Genomic DNA, 17823 nt, shown 5'->3' with positions numbered 1-17823 from the left:
TAATTGTTGACTGTTGATTCTCGTAACGCTGTTGTTGTCAAGCTGTTTTTGTTAACTATCTGTGCAGCATGGCAAAGGTTGGTCAGTAGCATGAAGTTTGATGGATAAATGTGACATCAATATGACACGATTATTAAATTTTGCTTAAATTCAATTCGCAAGATCGAGTTACGTAATTTCCACGAAGTAATTTATACTACCGTTAGTTGAATTACATAGAGTTTGCTTTCACTACTACCAGTAACGGAACCATCGGTACTGATGTGCTGTCAGTGAGAAAAATTGCTCTAGGTAAGCAAGCTAGCCTTTTGAGATTGATGTGAGGAAAATTTTCGTGCCAAAACTAAAACTTGCTCAAAAAATTGCGCGAGCTGTCGTGCCGATCGCACCTTTAGTTTTTACTCTAGCAGCGACTCCAACTATTGCTGCTACTTTTGCTAGTTCTGAATCTACAGTTACGCTCGATAAGTTTAGTCATAATCCCTTCGAGAGCGAGGTAATTACTGACACTTTTACGAGTGCTTTTGCCACAGATGGTAATGTTAATACTAGTACAGATGCAGTAGCAAACTTTGTTACGGAACCACCATCTGCTTTTAATTCATCATTTAGTAGTGTTGATGGTACTGGCAACAACTACTCTGGTACGGCAGACAGTTTTGCTGGAGTTTTAGGTAATTTTAGCGTTAATAGTGGCGAAACTTTTTCTTTTAATTTCGATGCCGATTTAAGTTTAACAACATTTATAGACAATCCGCAAACTGAAACCGCGATTGCTGACGGTACGGTTTCTTTTGCCCTATATGATACTAGTAATGTAGATAGTTGGACGCTTCTAGACTCATTTACAATTTCAGGAAATGTGACTTCTGGAAACAACGATTTTCTCAATTTTAATTCAAGTGATGGGACTCAATTAAATCTGAGTAATATTAGTTTGACTACAAATTTTGGTGGCGATCGAGAATCTGCATCGGCTTCAACTGAAGGTCTCTTTTCTCGTACTTTCGATCGCGTGACAAACTTAACCTTAGTAGAAGTCAAGGAAAATCGATCTACTGTTGCCGTACCGGAACCCTCAATTGCTGTTGGCACAATTTTAGGTATCTTTGCTTTAGGATATCGAGCCTGGAGTCAGCGAGTAACGGTCAAATAATCAGAAAAGAGACGTTAGTAGGGACACACAGATGTGCGCCCCTACCAATCGCGGCTCTCATTTAATTGAAAATGGTTAGATCTCCTTTTATCCCTAGTCCAGTTAAAGCGGCTAAAATCAGAGATAGATTTTGTTTGTGATGTATTTTTGTGCAGCCTCAGAACGCTTCTAATCAATCTTTTGTGTTTGACTCGATCGATGCCGCTCTCGCCGACCTTAAAGCTGGACGCTCTATTGTTGTAGTGGATGACGAAAATCGCGAGAATGAGGGCGACCTCATTTGTGCCGCTCAGTTTGCGACCCCAGACACGATCAATTTCATGGCAGTGGAGGCGCGGGGATTAATCTGTTTGGCAATGACGGGCGATCGCTTGGACGAACTCGATCTACCGTTGATGGTAACCAATAACACCGACAGCAACCAAACTGCTTTTACGGTAAGTATCGATGCTGCGACACATTTAGGCGTGACAACGGGTATTTCTGCCGAAGATCGCGCCCGCACGATTCAAGTTGCGATCAACCCCGCCACTAAACCCTCAGATCTGCGCCGTCCCGGTCATATTTTTCCCATCCGCGCCAGGACTGGTGGGGTACTCAAACGTGCCGGACATACAGAAGCAGCGATCGATTTAGCTCAATTAGCAGGGCTGTATCCGGCGGGGGTGATCTGTGAAATCCAAAACCCCGATGGTTCAATGGCACGGTTGAATCAGTTGATGGAATATGCCAAACATCACCAACTGAAAATTATTAGTATTGCCGATCTGATTAGCTATCGCTTGCAAAACGAGCGATTTGTGACTCGCGAGACCATTGCTCAATTACCGACTTCCTTCGGGGAATTTCAGATCTATGCTTATCGCAACAGCGTAGATAACTCCGAACACGTAGCAATTGTTAAAGGCGATCCGGCTCAATTTCGCGATCGCCCCGTGATGGTGCGGATGCATTCAGAATGTCTCACGGGCGATGCTTTGGGTTCCCTGCGCTGCGACTGTCGGATGCAACTACAAGCAGCTTTGAAAACGATCGAACATGCGGGTGCGGGAGTTGTCGTTTACCTGCGTCAAGAAGGTAGAGGCATAGGTTTGATCAATAAACTGAAAGCGTATTCCCTGCAAGACATGGGACTGGACACTGTAGAAGCCAACGAACGCCTCGGCTTTCCTGCCGACTTGCGCAACTACGGGGTAGGAGCGCAAATTCTCAACGATTTGGGCGTGAAACAAATTCGGTTAATTACCAACAATCCCCGCAAAATTGCTGGATTGAAGGGATACGGTTTAGAAGTCGTCGATCGCGTGCCGTTGCTGATTGAAGCCAACGATTACAACTCTAACTACCTTGCCACCAAAGCCAGCAAGCTAGGGCATATGCTCTTACAAACATACTTAGTTGCTGTGGCAATTCACTGGCAAGAAGAATCTTTATCCGTCACGCAACGTTACGAACGGTTAGAAAAGCTACGGCACATAGTCAGGACACATGATTTGCTATTGCAGGAAGAGGCGCGACCGTTAGCAGTAGCACTGTTCGGTCAACCTTCCCTAACATTTCACGTTGGCTTAGATCAATCCGAACTAGCTGCACCAGATTGGTATCAGCAACCAAATCATCCCTATTTAAAAGCGATCGCTCAAATTCTCGATAGCATTTCGACCTTACCCTACGTCCAGCGACTAGAATTCCTCGTTGCTCCCGGTCACGATCCGCTTACGGGTCTGCAAGTCCAATTAAACCGACACAACATTGGTACTGACATCTCACCTTCTGCAATCTTCGACCAATTAGAAACCCAGAAGATTTATTGTTTTGGGTGTTAATTGTCATTTGTCATTAAACGCGCCCACTGCTGTTGGTGGTATCGGATGAGCTGGTATTTTATTTCAACCTGCGGGCGGCTTTCTGGTTTGATAAACTTGAGGGCATTACTGAGCAAATTGGCGATCGCTTGGGTTAGGGTCTGGCTATGTGCTAAAACAGTCGGGAGAGGTGTTGTGACTGTAATTTCTGCCTGCTTTTCCTGCAAGTCTGTTTCTAATTGTTTGCGGGCAGATGCAATCGTTGTCATCAATGCGACGGGTTGTAAGGTAATTTTCGTGCGCGTCAGCTGGCTGTAGGCTAGTAACTCGGCAATCAGTCGATCCATCTGCACTGCGTCTGCGGTAATTGACTGGAGATATTCTTTACCCAAGTCATCAAGGCGATCGCTATAGTCTTCTTGCAATGCTTGGGCGAATCCTTGGATCGTCCGCAGTGGCGCGCGTAAGTCGTGGGAAGCTGAATAAAAATATCAATGCCGATTGCTAAACTTCGTACATTTTGTTGTGTACAATCAATAGTTAAAACTTGCGTAAAAGCGTAACTGAAATTGATATCTTTTTAACAAAATTTGGATAATCTCATATTACTAAAGATACTGAAATTTTAAAAAATATTTAAACATTGAATGTTACGTATTCTGTTGATAGACGATAATCCTAGCGATCGCAAGCTCGAAAGTCGCGAACTTCGGCGCGAGTTTGCCGAAATAGAAATTCAAACGGCGATTGATGCGGCTGAGTTTGAACGCGCTTTAGCAGCAGGCAGATTCGATCTCGCGATCGCAGATCACCAACTGCATTGGAGCGATGGACTGGCTGTTTTAGATGCTGTAAAAGCCAAGTATCCCGATTGTCCGGTCATTATGTTTACCGATAGCGGCACGGAAGAAGTTGCCGTTGCTGCTATGAAGCGAGGAGCGACAGATTACGTCCGTAAGGGAAAACCCTATCACCTGGCGATCGCCGTGCGCGAAGCTCTAGAAAAGCAAAACCTGCGGCAGGAACGCGCCAAAGCGATCGAACAAATGCAGCTTTCGGAAGCGAATTTACGATTTGCGCTCGAAGCTGCTGATATCACTGCCTATACTTGGAATCTGCAAACAGGAGAAGTCCGCCGTTTGGATAATGCAGGTAATTTATCGGGACTAGGCAGCGGCGAAGTTGTGGGATCGTTCGAGCAAGTCGTGAATCTGGTTCATCCCGACGATCGGGAACTATTTCAAGCCGGGATTCAAACTGCCTTCAAAACTGGAACCTATAGCTGCGAATTTCGCATTTTCAAACCAGATGGCTCGATTGCATGGGTTTTAGACAAAGGGCGGGCGATTTACGATCGCTCGGGCAATCCAGTAGGACTGTTTGGTATTGCCTTGGATATTACGCAACGTAAACAACTCGAACAAGAGCAAGCGCGACTATTTGAGTTAGAACAGGTTGCCCGTAATGCTGCTGAAACCGCCAACCGAGTTAAGGATGAGTTTTTGGCAGTGCTTTCGCATGAGTTGCGATCGCCACTGAATGCAATTTTAGGTTGGGCGACAATTCTCGAATCGGGACGACGAGATGAAACGACGCTACAGCGGGCAATTAGTACGATCTTGCGCAACGCTCAGGTACAAACTCAATTGATTGAAGATCTGCTCGACGTGTCTCGCATCGTGCAGGGTAAATTAAAGCTACAGTTTATTCCACTCAATTTAGCTACCCCAATTCAAGCCGCGATCGAAACAGTTGAGTTGAGCGCTCAAGCCAAATCGATCGATTTGCAGATCTTCCTCGATCGCGATCTAGGATTCGTTTATGGCGATCCCAATCGGTTACAACAAGTTGTCTGGAATTTACTCACAAATGCGATTAAATTCACGCCATTTGGCGGGCGGGTTGAAGTGCGTTTATCAGTAGCTCCAGAGAGCGAGAAGTCAACCGCAGGAGGTACAGCGTCCCCTGACTTTCTTGTACGGGCGAATGGCTTACCCCCACTCACTACCAATCCAACTTACGCTCAAATTACAGTTAGCGACACTGGTAAAGGTATTGCGACTGAGTTTTTACCTCATGTATTCGAGTTATTTCGGCAAGCTGATGCTTCGACTACCCGCAACTACAAGGGGCTAGGACTTGGCTTGGCGATCGTGCGCTATCTGGTGGAAATGCACGGTGGTACGGTAGCCGTCGAGAGTCTGGGAGAAGGGCAGGGAGCCACGTTTACAGTATTATTGCCTTTGATGGAGAGTCGGGAGTCGGGAGTCGTAGGGGCGGGTTTAGCAAAAGATTCGCAGCTTACGTCGATCGATCTTTGCGCAAAACCCGCTCGTACAGGGGAATCGGGGAGGAGAGAGCTAGGGGAGCTGGGGGAGAAAATATCTCTCACTCCTCACTCCTCACTCCTCACTCCTCACTCCTCACTCCTGACTACTCCATTACCCCTCAACAACCTGCGCGTGTTGGTTGTTGATGACGAACCAGATAGCTGTGAAGTGATTGCAGTGATTTTGCAAACGAGCGGTGCAAAGACGTATACTGCTGGCTCAGTACAAGCAGCTTTGCAAGCCCTAGAAGCTTTTCAGCCAGATTTGCTAGTCAGTGACATAGGAATGCCTGGAGAAGATGGATATGCGTTGATCCGCCAGCTCAGAACTAAAACAACAGCACAACGGCAGATTCCGGCGATCGCGTTGACAGGATTTGCCAGACTTGAAGATCGAACTCAGGCGATCGCGGCTGGCTTTCAACGTCATTTACCTAAACCCATCGATCCAGACACGCTGATTGCTGTAGTTACAGATTTGATCCAAGAGACAGGTAGGACATCTGATAATTGGTAGTTGGTAGTTGGTAGTTGGTAGTTGGTAGTTGGTAGTTGGTCATTTGTGACTAGTAAATCACTTTTAACTTACGACTTACGACATACGACATACGACTTACCAATGACTTGTTCTCACTGCCAGTCTGTACCAATACGGATTGTGAGCGAAGAATCCAAATCGCCGATCGCAGTGGCTTCAATATTGCCGACACCTAAGATTTGCTGAATTTTAGTTGCTGCTTCGGTATCGCCTTTTTGAGCGATGATATTAGTCTGGCGTTGAATATCTGACCAATCGGAGACGGCATAGACGTTTGTAAAACCTCTGTGCTTGAGGTATTTGACGACTTTTTGACTCAATTTAGGTCTGCCCGAAGCATTTTGCACGGCAATTTTTAGGCTTGTCAGCGGTGTGGATTTGGGTGCAGCCCCAAGCGTAGAAGTACCGAAGTACTGACTCATAATCTGGTCTTGACCTGAAGTATAGAGCCAATAGCTGCTGGGGTCTTGACTATAAGGGCTGAGATCTCCTGGTAATAGGAGCATTTGCCAGTGTTCCGGCTTCATTTGGACGCTAAAATGCACGATCGCCCTCAGCTCTTCTGGACTGAGATTGGTTTCCACCGCAGTTTGCATAATTTTGGTAATTTCGGGCAGTTGGGGTAGTATTGCCGGACTGGTAAGGCGATCGCGCAAAGCTGCAATTAACATCTGCTGGCGCTGGATGCGATCGAGATCTCCCTTGTTTGAGGCACGGAAACGAGCAAACTGTTCTGCTTGTTCCCCATTTAAAGTTTGCCAGCCTTGTTCTAGATCGATCTGCAACCGTTGCGTCCGGTCTTGGTATGCCATGGGTTGAGGGACAAATACCTCAATCCCTCCCATCCGATCTACTAATTGCCGCAAAGCATCTGCGTTAATGCTGAGGTAGCGATCGATCGGGACGTTATTTAACGTGCGGCTGACAACCCGCGCTGTTAAAGGTGCGCCCCCCAAGGCATAAGCGCGAGAAATTTTATCTAGACCGATCTTGGGTAAGACAACTTGACTATCTTTAGGAATTGAAAGTACCCTGATGGCTGGGCGATTGGGATTGAAGCGGACTAACAGCATTGTATCGCTAGTCCCAGTTGCCGACGCAGATTTAGGATTATACCCGATGGTGCTAGAAGGAGGTTCGATACCCAGAACGAGAATATTTACCGGACGGGAGAGATTGTAGGGCAAGCCATTGCGGAGGAAAGTACTACGCGGTTGCGGAGAGTCTTTAGATAGCAAGTCAGAAGAAGTGCGACTGCCCCAAATTGGTAATAGCAGCGCCACCATTGCCCCTAGCAAGATCGACAAATTAACCACGCCAATCCAAAATAGGAGACGGTTTCTTGTCATCTGAAACCACAACCAACGGCGAAAAGACAAGAAATTCTGGCGAGTGACAGACAGCGATCGCCTCACCTCCACTTCTTGCAGTTGTCGTTTCAACCGCCGATCGACTCGTTTTAGTACCCCAATCACAGCAACTTATTCCCCCAAGCCAAACCCTACAGAAATAGTAATCTAATAAGTTACGATTGCCTTTAGCAAAAGCAAAGTAAACTCGAAAGCAAATTTAACAATTTTTGACGCAAACACTTATGAATGGTTCTCTCATCCCTGTGATTTTGGCTGGAGGTAAAGGCGAACGTTTTTGGCCCCTCAGCCGTAGGCATCGCCCGAAGCAGTTTTTAAGTTTAGATGGTAGCGGTAAAAGTCTACTGCAAGCGACAGCCGATCGCCTCTTCCCCCTAGCAGGAAATTGGGAAAATCTCTGGGTGGTGACATCAAGCCAACTCGCTGAAGGAGTAGCAGCACAACTCCCCCAGATGCCAGCCCAGAACATTCTGGCAGAACCAGAGGGACGAGATACAGCCCCAGCTGTGGCTTGGAGTACGCTGGAAATAGCGCAACGCTACGGGGAAGACGCTGTCATCGGTTTTTTCCCAGCCGATCCTTGGATTGGAGATTTGCTAGGGTTTCATCACACTTTACAAGCTGCTGCCCAATTAGCCGCCACCACAGACGCGATCGCTACCTTGGGAGTTAAGCCCAGCTATCCGGCGACTGGCTACGGTTATATCGAGCAAGGCGATCGGACTGGAATTTATGGTAACCTACCCGTCTATCGCGTCAACCGCTTTACCGAAAAACCAGACCTACGTACAGCCGAAGAATTTCTCACCACGGGACGATTTTGCTGGAATAGCGGCATGTTTATCTTTCGAGCTGGGGTGGTACTGAAAGAACTGCATACCCATGCTCCAGACATCCTCATCCCCCTCAAACAGCAAGGCAGAGCAGCTTACTCGCAGTTGCCCAAAATTAGCATTGACTATGCCTTGATGGAGAAAACCAAACTCGCCTACGTGCTACCAGCGGATTTTGGTTGGGACGATTTAGGCGACTGGAATGCGATCGCCCGTTTGCTCCAAGGAGAAACCCCGAACGTTGAAGTCGGTCATCATGTCGGACTAGATACCGCAGGAACCTTGATTTATGCTGAAAATGACGAAGACGTAGTTGTCACTATTGGTTTAGAAGATGTTGTCATCGTGCGCGATCGTAACGTTACCCTCATCGTCAAGAAAGACCGCACTCAAGAAATCAAACAAGTTTTGAAATTATTGCAGGATAATCCTAAATTTAGTCATTTATTGTAAAAAGGTCATTGGTCACTGGTCACTGGTCACTGGTCACTGGTCACTGCTCCCTGCTCCCTGCTCCCTGCTCCCTGCTCCCTGCTCCCTGCTCCCTGCTCCCTGCTCCCTGCTCCCTGCTCCCTGCTCCCTGACAACTGACAACTGACCACTCCCCTTGTGGCAGATGAGTTAAGTTGCTATTTAGGATAGAAGTTGACTGTTGGTAGCGAGATGAATAGTTATGCTGACAAGCCAGTGGGATGGAGCCGCCAGAACAGTAGCCCTAAACTCGATTGAGTTTTATCAAAGATCTATTTCTCCTCGTAAAGGCTTCGATTACCCGCACAGAATTTTGTATGGGAGCCAATCTTGCTCTAGTGATGTCAAACATATGCTGACTAATCGGAGTCTATTGTCAGCCATAAAATTCTCAACTCAACGATTTCAGGCTTGTTCCCGTGCCAGTCAAATTCTCAAATCTCAAAAAACGCCTGCTGACTTCCGCTGCATTGTGATTCCTTGTTGCATACCATTATGAGGGAGCAGGGAGCAGTGGCTAGTGGCTAGAACTTCTCCCTTGTCCCCCTTGTCTCGCTTGTCCTCCTTGTCTCCCTTACCCCTAACCCGTAACTCCTCGTGTTCTTAACTCAAAATACTTCTCGTCAAAGAGAAATCGCTGAAATTCTTTTCCGTAATGGCTGGGACTATATGCGACGGCTATTAACTGGGGGTAAAACAGACGAGCCTCAGTTACCGACACCAGCCGTATTGCGTAAAATTCTGGTGGATTTGGGACCCGTTTATGTTAAATTCGGGCAGCTCATGTCTACCCGCCCAGATCTCCTACCTGCTTCTTATATTGATGAGCTGTCAACCCTACAGGATGATGTTCCACCCGTTCCTTGGGCAGACATTGAAGTTGCGATTCGCCAACAACTCAAAAAACCTTTAGAAGAAACTTTCAGTAAAATTAACTTTCAAGCTGTTGCTGCTGGATCGATCGGTCAAATCCATCGTGCTACGTTGACAGATGGTCGAGAAGTCGCTATCAAAGTGCAGCGTCCTGGGATTGATGCGATCGTCGCTCAAGATATTTCCTTAATTCAAGGAGTAGCCGATTTAGTGGCGCGGAGTGAGTTCGGTCAGAATTATGAAATTAAATCTTTAGCAAATGAATTCACATCTGCATTAGAGGCAGAACTAGACTTCACGCGAGAAGCTCATTTTGCCGAACAGTTGCGGCGCAATTTGTCTGCTAGTCGGTGGTTCGATCCGCAGCAATTAGTGATAGCAGAAGTTTTCTGGGACTTCACTACAGAAAAATTATTAGTGATGGAATGGTTAGATGGAGTGCCTTTATTATCAGCAAATTTTGCTGAAAGTAATGGTAATGGTGTAACTTCAGAAACCAAGCGGCAAGAAATTACAACTTTGCTATTTCGTGCTTTTTTCCAACAGCTTTATATTGATGGATTCTTCCATGCTGACCCGCATCCAGGCAATATCTTCTATCTCAAAGATGGGCGCGTTGCGCTGTTAGATTGCGGTATGGTAGGCAAGCTCGATCCTCGTACCCAGCAAATTCTAGTAGAAATGTTGTTGGCAATTGTCGATATTGACGCTCAACGATGCAGTCAGTTGACGTTGCAATTGTCAGATTCAGCTCAACCCGTAATTCTATCGCGGCTGGAAAATGATTACGATCGCATGTTGCGGAAATACTATAACTTAGATTTGTCTCAAATCAATTTCAGTCAAATTATTTACGAACTGCTGCAAGTTGCCCGTAACAATAAAATCCGCTTGCCGAGTAATATGGGTTTGTATGCGAAAACCCTTGCCAATTTGGAAGGATTAGCACGTCAATTTAATCCAGAAATTAATTTTCTCGATGAAGTCAAACCTTTGTTAACAGACTTGTTTCGTCGCCAGTTATTAGGCAATCGCCCTGTAGAATCTTTATTACGAACAGCCCTCGATATCAAAAGTCTTTCGCTGCAATCTCCCCGCCAGATCGAACTATTATTAGACCGCGTGACCTCAGAGACGTTGCAATGGAATTTATCGGTGCGGGGATTAGATAGCATACGTCGTACCCTTGATGACTCTGCTAACCGCCTCTCGTTTAGCGTATTAGTTGGTTCGTTAATTATGGGCGCAGCAATTATTTCTTCCAAAGCCCAGACAGCACAGCTATCGTGGCTCAGTAGCGTCCTATTTGCAGTGGCAAGTTTGTTAGGATTGTGGCTGATTTTTAGTATCCTGCGATCGGGGCGTTTGCGGTAGGCTTGATTAAAGATAGACGAGCCTACCAAACTTTCAAATCTTCACGACTCACTGCCTTAATGCAATATCAAATCGTACACAAAACAATCTACACCTACAGCCAACCAATAACTTTAGAGCCGCACACAATTCGCTTGCGTCCTCGGTCGGATGGATGGCAAACTTTGCAGGACTTTGAACTGGAGATATTGCCAACTCCCGTGAGTCAGTCTCAAATAATCGATTTGGATGGCAATGCGGTAATTAAAGTTTGGTTTGGTTCGCAAACTACAGAATTATTAGAAATTCAAACGCGATCGCAAGTAGAAACTCACTGCACCAACCCGTTTAATTTTCTGTTGGAACCGTGGGCGAATAAATTACCAATTGATTATCCAACTTCGATGCGATCGCAACTCCAACCATATCTGCAAGGATATTGGAGTATGGCAGGAATAGATCCAGTTGCAATTCAACTGGCACAAGAAATTTATCACGCCAAAAATGAGGAAACGATAGGATTTTTAACAGCACTCAACGAACGAATTTATCAAAATTGTCAGCAAATCATCCGCGAGACAGGCGCACCTTTACCCCCAAGTATTACTTGGACGGAAAAGTTAGGTTCTTGTCGCGACTCGGCAATCTTATTTATGGAAGTTTGTCGCGCTGTGGGTTTAGCAGCACGTTTTGTCAGCGGCTACCAAGAGGGCGATCCTGATGCCAACGATCGCCATCTTCACGCCTGGGCTGAGGTGTTCTTACCAGGCGCAGGCTGGCGGGGTTTCGACCCTACACATGGGTTAGCTGTGGCTGACGGTCACATTGCCGTAGCTGCCAGTGCCATTCCTCACAGTGCAGCACCAGTTAAAGGTGGATACAAAGGAAACGCACAGTCCGAGTTAAGTTACAAGTTGTCGATTCAACCTGCGATCGCGCAGTAGGTGCGTCATTTGTCATTTGTCATTTGTTGTTAGTAACTGATAAGTGATAACTGTTCACTGATTATCGTATTTTTCTAGATGTTCTGGTTCGACTTGTGCCGCAGTTATCCAGGCTTGCATTGTGGGAAGATGTCGGATTGCTTCGGCGTAGTCTTGACAAATAGGATCTAATTTGACTCCGTAAGTAATAAATCTGGAGACAACAGGGGCAAACATGGCATCGGCAATTGTAAAGTGACCGAACAGCAGATCGCCGTTATTATTACCAAATTGCTCGCGGCATTCGCGCCAAATTGTGGTAATGCGATCGATATCTTCTTGTACGCCCGGTTTCATACCTTTACCAGGAAAATGACTGCGGCAATTCATGGGCATATTTTGGCGCAAATTTTGAAAACCTGCGTGCATTTCGGCACTAATCGATCGCGCCAAAGCACGAGCAGCTAATTCTGTAGGTAATAGATTGGCAGCGGGAAATTGTTCGACTAAATATTCACAAATTGCTAAAGATTCCCAGACTGTAATATTACCATGTTGCAAAACTGGCACTTTTCCAGTTGGGCTGTAGCGAAAAATTTCTTGACGAAATTGTGGCGTATCAAGCGGAATTCTGATTTCGTCAAAATCTACGCCAATTTGTTTTAAAACCAGCCAAGGACGTAGCGACCAAGAAGAGTAATTTTTATTGCCAATAACTAAAGTAAATTGTGTCATATGGCGATCGATTTAATTTATGATACAGTGCATTTATGTTGTCATTTGTATTTACCAGTGACAAATGACAAATGACAAATGACAAATAAGTTTAACGAATGGGGACGAACCCACTCTGCTTGACGATCGCCTGACCTTCTTTGGATAGCAACATATTGGTATAGGCGATTCCCGCCGTTTCATCGACTGAGCGATCGCGGCGGATAATGATAAATAGGCGGCGAGTCATTGGGTAAGTGCCATCCAGAAACGCTTGTGTATTCACCTGTTTATTTTCTGTCAAAGGTTGCACGTACTGTTTGGTATTGGCTTTAGCTAACGCGATCGGACGAATTGACTTTTGGTTAGCAAAAATGGGAGCCGAACCGTAAGAAATTCCGCCCGATGTTGCGGCAACTTTACGAATTGCTGTGGTGTAATCGCGGACGATCTGCACGTTAGAACCGATATCTTTGCCGTCACCGCCTAGCAGTAACTTAAGAACGCTGGTAGTTTTGGGATCGAGTCCGACAGGTGCAATTGGTACGTTTGGTCCTCCTACCTGCTGCCAGTTAGTCACCTTGCCTCTGAAGATCGCTTGAAGTTGGTCTATGGAAAGCCCAGCTACAGGTAGAGAAACATTAGTATAGAAGATCACCCCGTCGATCGCCACTGGTATTTGTTCTAAGGACAATCCACGGGCTTTAGCCTTGTTGTAGTCATCTTCTTCCAAGGATCGAGCGCTCTGAGCAATGCCCAATTCACCATCGATCAGCATTTTAATTCCCGTACCAGAACCAGGTTCGCCATTAAAAGGCTCGGTGTAGCGCAGATTAAATTCTGGGTGGGATTTGGCGATCGCATCGTTCATACCAGCAGCCGTCAGCGCGGCAAAAGTGTGAGCGCCACCGTAGTTAAACAGACCCGATGGTACATTTTGTACCTCCTGCATTGAATTACGTAGTTGCAAACCAGAAGTATCCGCAAGTTCTGCTGGTACTGGCTGTGGTAGTAAGGTCGGGTAATTCTTCCAAAAAAAATAGGTTAGTCCGCCAACAACGACTAGAAGTGCTGGAACTAGAAACTTGGCAGACTTCGGAATGACTCGCCATTGTTTCAGAAAATGAGGTTGCTGCGACTCTCTATTCAGGGATGGGGAAGTTTTGGGAGTGCTTAATGATTGTGGAAATCCAGATAGAGTAGTCTGAGGAATTGCTAACTGCCCTGGATGTTCTTCTGAAGCGACGGGAAAAATGGGATTTAAAACCTGTAAAATCTCATCTGCTGATTGAAAACGATTAGCAGGCTTTTGTGCCAACATCCGATTCAGAGTTTTTGTCAGCAGTGGACTCAGCTTTAATTCCTGCTCCCACGACCATTGCAGTGTATCTGGATCGAGCAACTGCTGGGGTTTTTTCCCCGTCATCAATACGAGGACTGTAATTGCTAGAGCATATAAATCGCTGTGAGGAGCTACTATGCCAAAATAAAGCTGTTCCTCTGGACAGTAACCAATTTTACCTACACAAGTGATAGCAGAACCAGGAAGATTTTGCTCTGCTTCTATTTGCGTGCCTATTTGAATTGCTACCTGTTTCACCCCTCCCATATCAATTAATACAGGCAGACGATCTTCCCTACGCAGGATGATGTTATCAGGCGCGATATCTCGGTGAACTACCCCTCGGCGGTGAAGATAACTAAGAACTGGTAACAGGTTTTGTAAGAGTTCTAAAATTTCTGTTTCACTAAAGCATTGACCTTGTTCTAAGCGATGCTCAAAAATATCCTTATATGTTGGTCCAGCAACATAATCTAATACTAAAAAAATTCGCCCCTCTTGCCGAAAAATCTGCCAGAATCGAGGAATTTGCGGATGTTCGAGCTGGTGCAGGATCGCTGCTTCTCTTTGAAATAATTCTTCTGCTTTCTTGAGGGCAGTAGTGTTCCTCATCGAAGGCATAAACTCTTTGATGACGAATTTTTCGCGAAATCGCCCCATATCTTCTGCTAAGTAGGTTCTACCAAATCCACCTTGTCCTAACTGTCGTTGAATGATATAACGCTCGTGCAGGTAAGTTCCTGGTTGCAAAGGTTCGCCATCGTTTTCTGCAAGCGGAATTGTACCTAATAGCTGGGATGGTACTATTTGCAAAAGTTCACCACATTGAGAACAGAACCTTGCTCCTGCTGCAACTTGGTGTCCTTTACTACATACAATACTCATAGCCGTTTTCAACCCAGATGACACAAGTATAAAACACTTCAGCAATCAGCCTATAATCCCAGTATTTATTCGTTGCAATTCTCTATTTGGTAGAAAATGTCAGAGGATGCACGAAACAGTCAAATCTACGGGCATATACTAACTACAAACCCTACTATTAGCATTACAGATTTTGTATAGATATTTATAGAATACATTTGAAGTGAAAGAAAACATGTATAGTAGCTAAACTTCAAATGTATTTTAAAGCAGCGAGTGGTTGCTAAATATTACGACGCAGCCTACAGCGATTTAGAGCGCTTTTTTGTCAAATATTGCTGATGATACTCTTCCGCCAGCCAGTAAGTTGCAGCGGGTTGAATTTGGGTCACGATCGCCTTTTCATATTTGCGCGATCGCTCTAACTGTTCTTTTGACTGCCTAGCTATTTGTTCTTGTGCGGGTGTGTGATAGAAAATGACCGAGCGATATTGTTCTCCTCGGTCTGCACCTTGTCGATTTAAACTTGTCGGATCGTGGATTCTCCAGAACAAGTCGAGTAGTGTCTCATAGCTGACTACCGCAGGATCGTACTCTACTTGGCACACCTCAGCATGTCCCGTAATCCGAGATAGTACGTCTAAATAGCTTGGATGCTCAAAGTGTCCGCCCATGTAACCAACAGAAGTGGAAACAACACCTTGACAGGTGCGAAAAGCAGCTTCCACCCCCCAAAAACATCCAGCACCAAAAGTTGCTTTATTGGTCATTGGTCATTCGTCATTTGTCATTTGTGTGGCTGGTAATTGGTCACTGGTCACTGGTCACTGGTCACTGGTCACTGGTCACTGTTTAAAACAGCGCCCCTCGGCTTCGCACTCAGTCTTTTGTTGGCGTTGGGTCACAATTGTTTTCAGATCCGGTCGTCCCGTCAGCGCCAACCGCCAGTCAGCCCAAATTCCGTAGATGCGATCCACGATCGCGCCAACTATAGGCAATTTGGTTGCAGCATAGATCCAACCCATACCTAAAATCTCGTAAACTCGGCGAAAAACTTCTACGTTTTTGACAATTGTGCCGTCAGGAAGAATAGCGTGGATGCGCCCCATTGCCGTTTCAAAGTCAACTCCACCATTGGCTGCGGGGTTGTAATTTTCGTCTGCAATGTCTATAAACTCGACTAGTCCTCGGTTAGCATCTCGTTTGCGCAAAAAATTGACCTCACGCATACACAAGGGACACTCGCTGTCATACAGTAGCTTAATTTGCCATGATGGAGACTGTGTAGTGGTTTGGGTAGCGTGAGGCTGGGTGTTTGATAAAGACATAAATAGCGCGATCGCGATTAAATCAGTGACCAGTTTGACAGTGACCAGCGACCAACAACATACGGATTTTTTGTGTGATAACTGGTAACTGTCTACTAACTATCTTAATAAAAGTTAATAGCTAGAAACTGCGATCGACGGGCGCTCTTTTAGAGAAGCGAGTTTCGATTGACTTGATAATGATATACAGCACGGGGATGACGAATAGACTCAACACAGTTGCAACGCACATTCCGCCAAAAGTTGCAGTTCCCAAGGATTGTCGCGCCGCCGCACCAGGACCCGTAGCAATCATCAACGGAATACCACCTGCAACCGTGGAGAAGGCTGTCATCAAAATCGGTCGCAAGCGTTCCTTCGCCGCCTCAACTGCTGACTTGGTAATACTCAATCCCTCATCACGCAGTTGATTGGCAAACTCGACGATCAGAATTGAGTTTTTACTTGCCATCCCAATCAGCATCACAAACCCAACTTGAGTGTAAATATCGTTGGCTGCACCTCGAACGAGAACGGCAAGTAAAGCGCCGAGAATTGCTAATGGTACTGTCAGCAGAATAATGAATGGATCGACAAAGCTTTCGTACTGGGCTGCTAGTGTTAAAAACACGAAGACTACGCCCAAACCAAAGATAAAAATTGCCTGTCCGCCAGACTCGACTTCTTCTAAAGAAAGTCCAGACCACTCATAGCCAAATCCTCTTGGTAGTGTTTCTTTTGCCACTGCATCCATCGCTTTAATAGCTTGTCCCGAACTCACGCCTGGGGCAGGGGAACCGTTGATTTCCACCGAGCGAGATAAATTGTAGTGGTTGATAATTGAGGGTGCGATAATTTCTTTCACGGTAACTAAGTTACCTAACGAAATCATTTCACCCGTTTGCGCTCCTTCAGGGATATTACGCGAACGCACGTATAACTTCTTAATATCCTCTGGGTTGGAACGAAACTCTGTATCAGCCTGCACGTAAACTCGATACGCTCGATTAAACTGGTTGAAGTCATTCACGTAGGTAGAACCGAGAAAGGCTTGCAGGGTGTCGAAAATATCTTCCACCGGAACCCCAAGCGCGTTAGCTTTGTCGCGATCGACTTCTACGGAAATTTGCGGTGTATTAGCGCTGAAATTAGGACGCAAGCCAGTCAGTTGCCGTCGTTCGGGAGATGGATAAGTATTGGCACGACCCATAAATTGACCCAAGGCTGCACCTATCGCGTCAAAGCCTAAATTTGCCCTGTCTTGGAGGTGAAACTCAAAACCGCCAAAATTACCCACACCATTAATGGCTGGAAAGTTAAACGGAATCACAGTAGCTTCCTGAATCCCCAACATTTTCGGGAATAAACCCGAAGGCTGGGGAAAAAAGCCGCCAATAATTGCTTGTAACGATTGGTTTGCACCCCGCCTCTCTGCCCACGGTTTAAGAGTGGTAAAAATCAAGCCGTTATTCGGTGTCGCACCGCTGAAGCTAAAACCACCGACAGCAAAGATCTGCTGCACTTCTGGCACTTCCTTGAGAATTGCCTCGGCTTTTTCTAAAACTTTTTCGGTGTAGTTGAGCGATACTCCCTCTGGTGCTTGGACGACGGTAATAAACACCCCTTGGTCTTCATCGGGAATAAAGCCTGCGGGAATGAAATTGTAGAGCCAATAAGTAAACCCTAATGCGACTACAAATAAGGCAAGAATAATTCCCTTGGCTCTGGTGAGCTTAGAAATACTACGACTGTAAATTATTCGGGTTTTCTCGATCGCCCAGTTAATCCGATTAAAAAACCAGTTATTCGGGACTTGCCCGCGCCTGAGTAACAATGCAGATAGCATCGGCGTAAATGTCACGGCGTTAAACGTCGATACGGTAATCGAAAAGGCGATCGTCAAGGCAAACTGTCTGTATAACTGTCCGGTTGTCCCAGGGAAAAA

14 protein-coding genes and 1 pseudogene are annotated in these 17823 nt (G+C 45.9%); 7 read left to right on the top strand and 8 right to left on the bottom strand.

The window, feature by feature from the left end; translation table 11 throughout:
* The first annotated feature begins 334 nt into the window (after positions 1 to 334).
* Positions 335 to 1156 (top strand): PEP-CTERM sorting domain-containing protein, encoded by an 822-nt coding sequence (locus ACRC32_RS00740; protein ID WP_438552191.1) that lies wholly within the window; start codon positions 335 to 337, stop codon positions 1154 to 1156.
* A gap of 149 nt (positions 1157 to 1305) precedes the next feature.
* Positions 1306 to 2982, top strand: a complete 1677-nt coding sequence (gene ribBA / locus ACRC32_RS00735) for a bifunctional 3,4-dihydroxy-2-butanone-4-phosphate synthase/GTP cyclohydrolase II (RefSeq protein ID WP_438552190.1) — start codon at positions 1306 to 1308, stop codon at positions 2980 to 2982.
* On the opposite strand, the pseudogene ACRC32_RS00730 reads toward ribBA, so the two are convergent.
* Positions 2979 to 3431 (bottom strand): annotated as a pseudogene (locus ACRC32_RS00730) (sensor histidine kinase); the annotation flags it as partial. The gene ribBA and the pseudogene ACRC32_RS00730 sit on opposite strands and share 4 nt — an antisense overlap.
* Positions 3432 to 3608: 177 nt before the next feature.
* Between ACRC32_RS00730 and ACRC32_RS00725 the strand changes: the two are divergent.
* Entirely contained in the window at positions 3609 to 5807 is a 2199-nt protein-coding gene (locus tag ACRC32_RS00725; protein WP_438552189.1) for a response regulator, read from the top strand.
* A 113-nt stretch (positions 5808 to 5920) separates the two neighbouring features.
* Here the strand turns inward: ACRC32_RS00725 and ACRC32_RS00720 are convergent, their stop codons facing one another.
* Positions 5921 to 7303: an LCP family protein gene (locus tag ACRC32_RS00720; RefSeq protein WP_438552188.1), complete on the bottom strand. Its 1383-nt coding sequence runs from the start codon at positions 7301 to 7303 to the stop codon at positions 5921 to 5923.
* Between the two features lie 119 nt (positions 7304 to 7422).
* On the opposite strand from ACRC32_RS00720, the gene ACRC32_RS00715 reads away from it, so the two are divergent.
* Complete coding sequence (locus ACRC32_RS00715; RefSeq protein ID WP_438552187.1) at positions 7423 to 8484, top strand: mannose-1-phosphate guanylyltransferase; 1062 nt, start codon at positions 7423 to 7425, stop codon at positions 8482 to 8484.
* A gap of 26 nt (positions 8485 to 8510) precedes the next feature.
* Here the strand turns inward: ACRC32_RS00715 and ACRC32_RS00710 are convergent, their stop codons facing one another.
* Positions 8511 to 8633 (bottom strand): hypothetical protein, encoded by a 123-nt coding sequence (locus ACRC32_RS00710; protein WP_438552186.1) that lies wholly within the window; start codon positions 8631 to 8633, stop codon positions 8511 to 8513.
* Positions 8634 to 8704: 71 nt separating this feature from the next.
* Here ACRC32_RS00710 and yidD point away from each other — a divergent pair, with 71 nt between their 5' ends.
* The 3 genes from yidD to ACRC32_RS00695 all read left to right on the top strand — a co-directional run bounded on the left by yidD (position 8705) and on the right by ACRC32_RS00695 (position 11672).
* Positions 8705 to 9001 carry a membrane protein insertion efficiency factor YidD gene (gene yidD / locus ACRC32_RS00705; protein ID WP_438552185.1) on the top strand — a complete coding sequence of 99 codons (297 nt, stop codon included), beginning with the start codon at positions 8705 to 8707 and terminating at the stop codon, positions 8999 to 9001.
* 98 nt (positions 9002 to 9099) lie between these two features.
* Positions 9100 to 10749, top strand: a complete 1650-nt coding sequence (locus ACRC32_RS00700; protein ID WP_438552184.1) for an ABC1 kinase family protein — start codon at positions 9100 to 9102, stop codon at positions 10747 to 10749.
* 59 nt (positions 10750 to 10808) lie between these two features.
* Positions 10809 to 11672 (top strand): transglutaminase family protein, encoded by an 864-nt coding sequence (locus ACRC32_RS00695; protein ID WP_438552196.1) that lies wholly within the window; start codon positions 10809 to 10811, stop codon positions 11670 to 11672.
* Between the two features lie 54 nt (positions 11673 to 11726).
* Here ACRC32_RS00695 and ACRC32_RS00690 read toward each other — a convergent pair whose 3' ends face one another.
* The 5 genes from ACRC32_RS00690 to ACRC32_RS00670 form a co-directional block, all read right to left on the bottom strand.
* On the bottom strand, positions 11727 to 12386 hold the full coding sequence (locus ACRC32_RS00690; protein WP_438552183.1) for a glutathione S-transferase family protein: 660 nt from the start codon (positions 12384 to 12386) through the stop codon (positions 11727 to 11729).
* 91 nt (positions 12387 to 12477) lie between these two features.
* Positions 12478 to 14592: a protein kinase domain-containing protein gene (locus ACRC32_RS00685; protein WP_438552182.1), complete on the bottom strand. Its 2115-nt coding sequence runs from the start codon at positions 14590 to 14592 to the stop codon at positions 12478 to 12480.
* A 281-nt stretch (positions 14593 to 14873) separates the two neighbouring features.
* Entirely contained in the window at positions 14874 to 15341 is a 468-nt protein-coding gene (gene msrA / locus ACRC32_RS00680; RefSeq protein WP_438552181.1) for a peptide-methionine (S)-S-oxide reductase MsrA, read from the bottom strand.
* Positions 15342 to 15416: 75 nt separating this feature from the next.
* A complete protein-coding gene (locus ACRC32_RS00675) occupies positions 15417 to 15899 on the bottom strand; it encodes a thiol-disulfide oxidoreductase DCC family protein (RefSeq protein WP_438552180.1) in 483 nt (160 codons plus the stop codon).
* A 121-nt stretch (positions 15900 to 16020) separates the two neighbouring features.
* A partial coding sequence (locus ACRC32_RS00670) for an efflux RND transporter permease subunit (protein ID WP_438552179.1) occupies positions 16021 to 17823 on the bottom strand: 1803 nt, incomplete at its 5' end.

Source organism: Chroococcidiopsis sp. (genome assembly GCF_051657925.1).
Taxonomy (GTDB): domain Bacteria; phylum Cyanobacteriota; class Cyanobacteriia; order Cyanobacteriales; family Chroococcidiopsidaceae; genus Chroococcidiopsis.
Note: the sequence above shows the minus strand (reverse complement) of the source record. Positions and strands in the feature narration are given on the sequence as shown.

Bases quoted from the DNA above. Each gene is read 5' to 3' on its own strand.
- ACRC32_RS00725 (WP_438552189.1), top strand. From the start codon at position 3,609: ATGTTACGTATTCTGTTGATAGACGATAATCCTAGCGATCGCAAGCTC.
- ACRC32_RS00715 (WP_438552187.1), top strand. From the start codon at position 7,423: ATGAATGGTTCTCTCATCCCTGTGATTTTGGCTGGAGGTAAAGGCGAA.
- yidD (WP_438552185.1), top strand. From the start codon at position 8,705: ATGCTGACAAGCCAGTGGGATGGAGCCGCCAGAACAGTAGCCCTAAAC.
- ACRC32_RS00695 (WP_438552196.1), top strand. From the start codon at position 10,809: ATGCAATATCAAATCGTACACAAAACAATCTACACCTACAGCCAACCA.
- ACRC32_RS00690 (WP_438552183.1), bottom strand. From the start codon at position 12,386: ATGACACAATTTACTTTAGTTATTGGCAATAAAAATTACTCTTCTTGG.
- ACRC32_RS00685 (WP_438552182.1), bottom strand. From the start codon at position 14,592: ATGAGTATTGTATGTAGTAAAGGACACCAAGTTGCAGCAGGAGCAAGG.
- msrA (WP_438552181.1), bottom strand. From the start codon at position 15,341: ATGACCAATAAAGCAACTTTTGGTGCTGGATGTTTTTGGGGGGTGGAA.
- ACRC32_RS00675 (WP_438552180.1), bottom strand. From the start codon at position 15,899: ATGTCTTTATCAAACACCCAGCCTCACGCTACCCAAACCACTACACAG.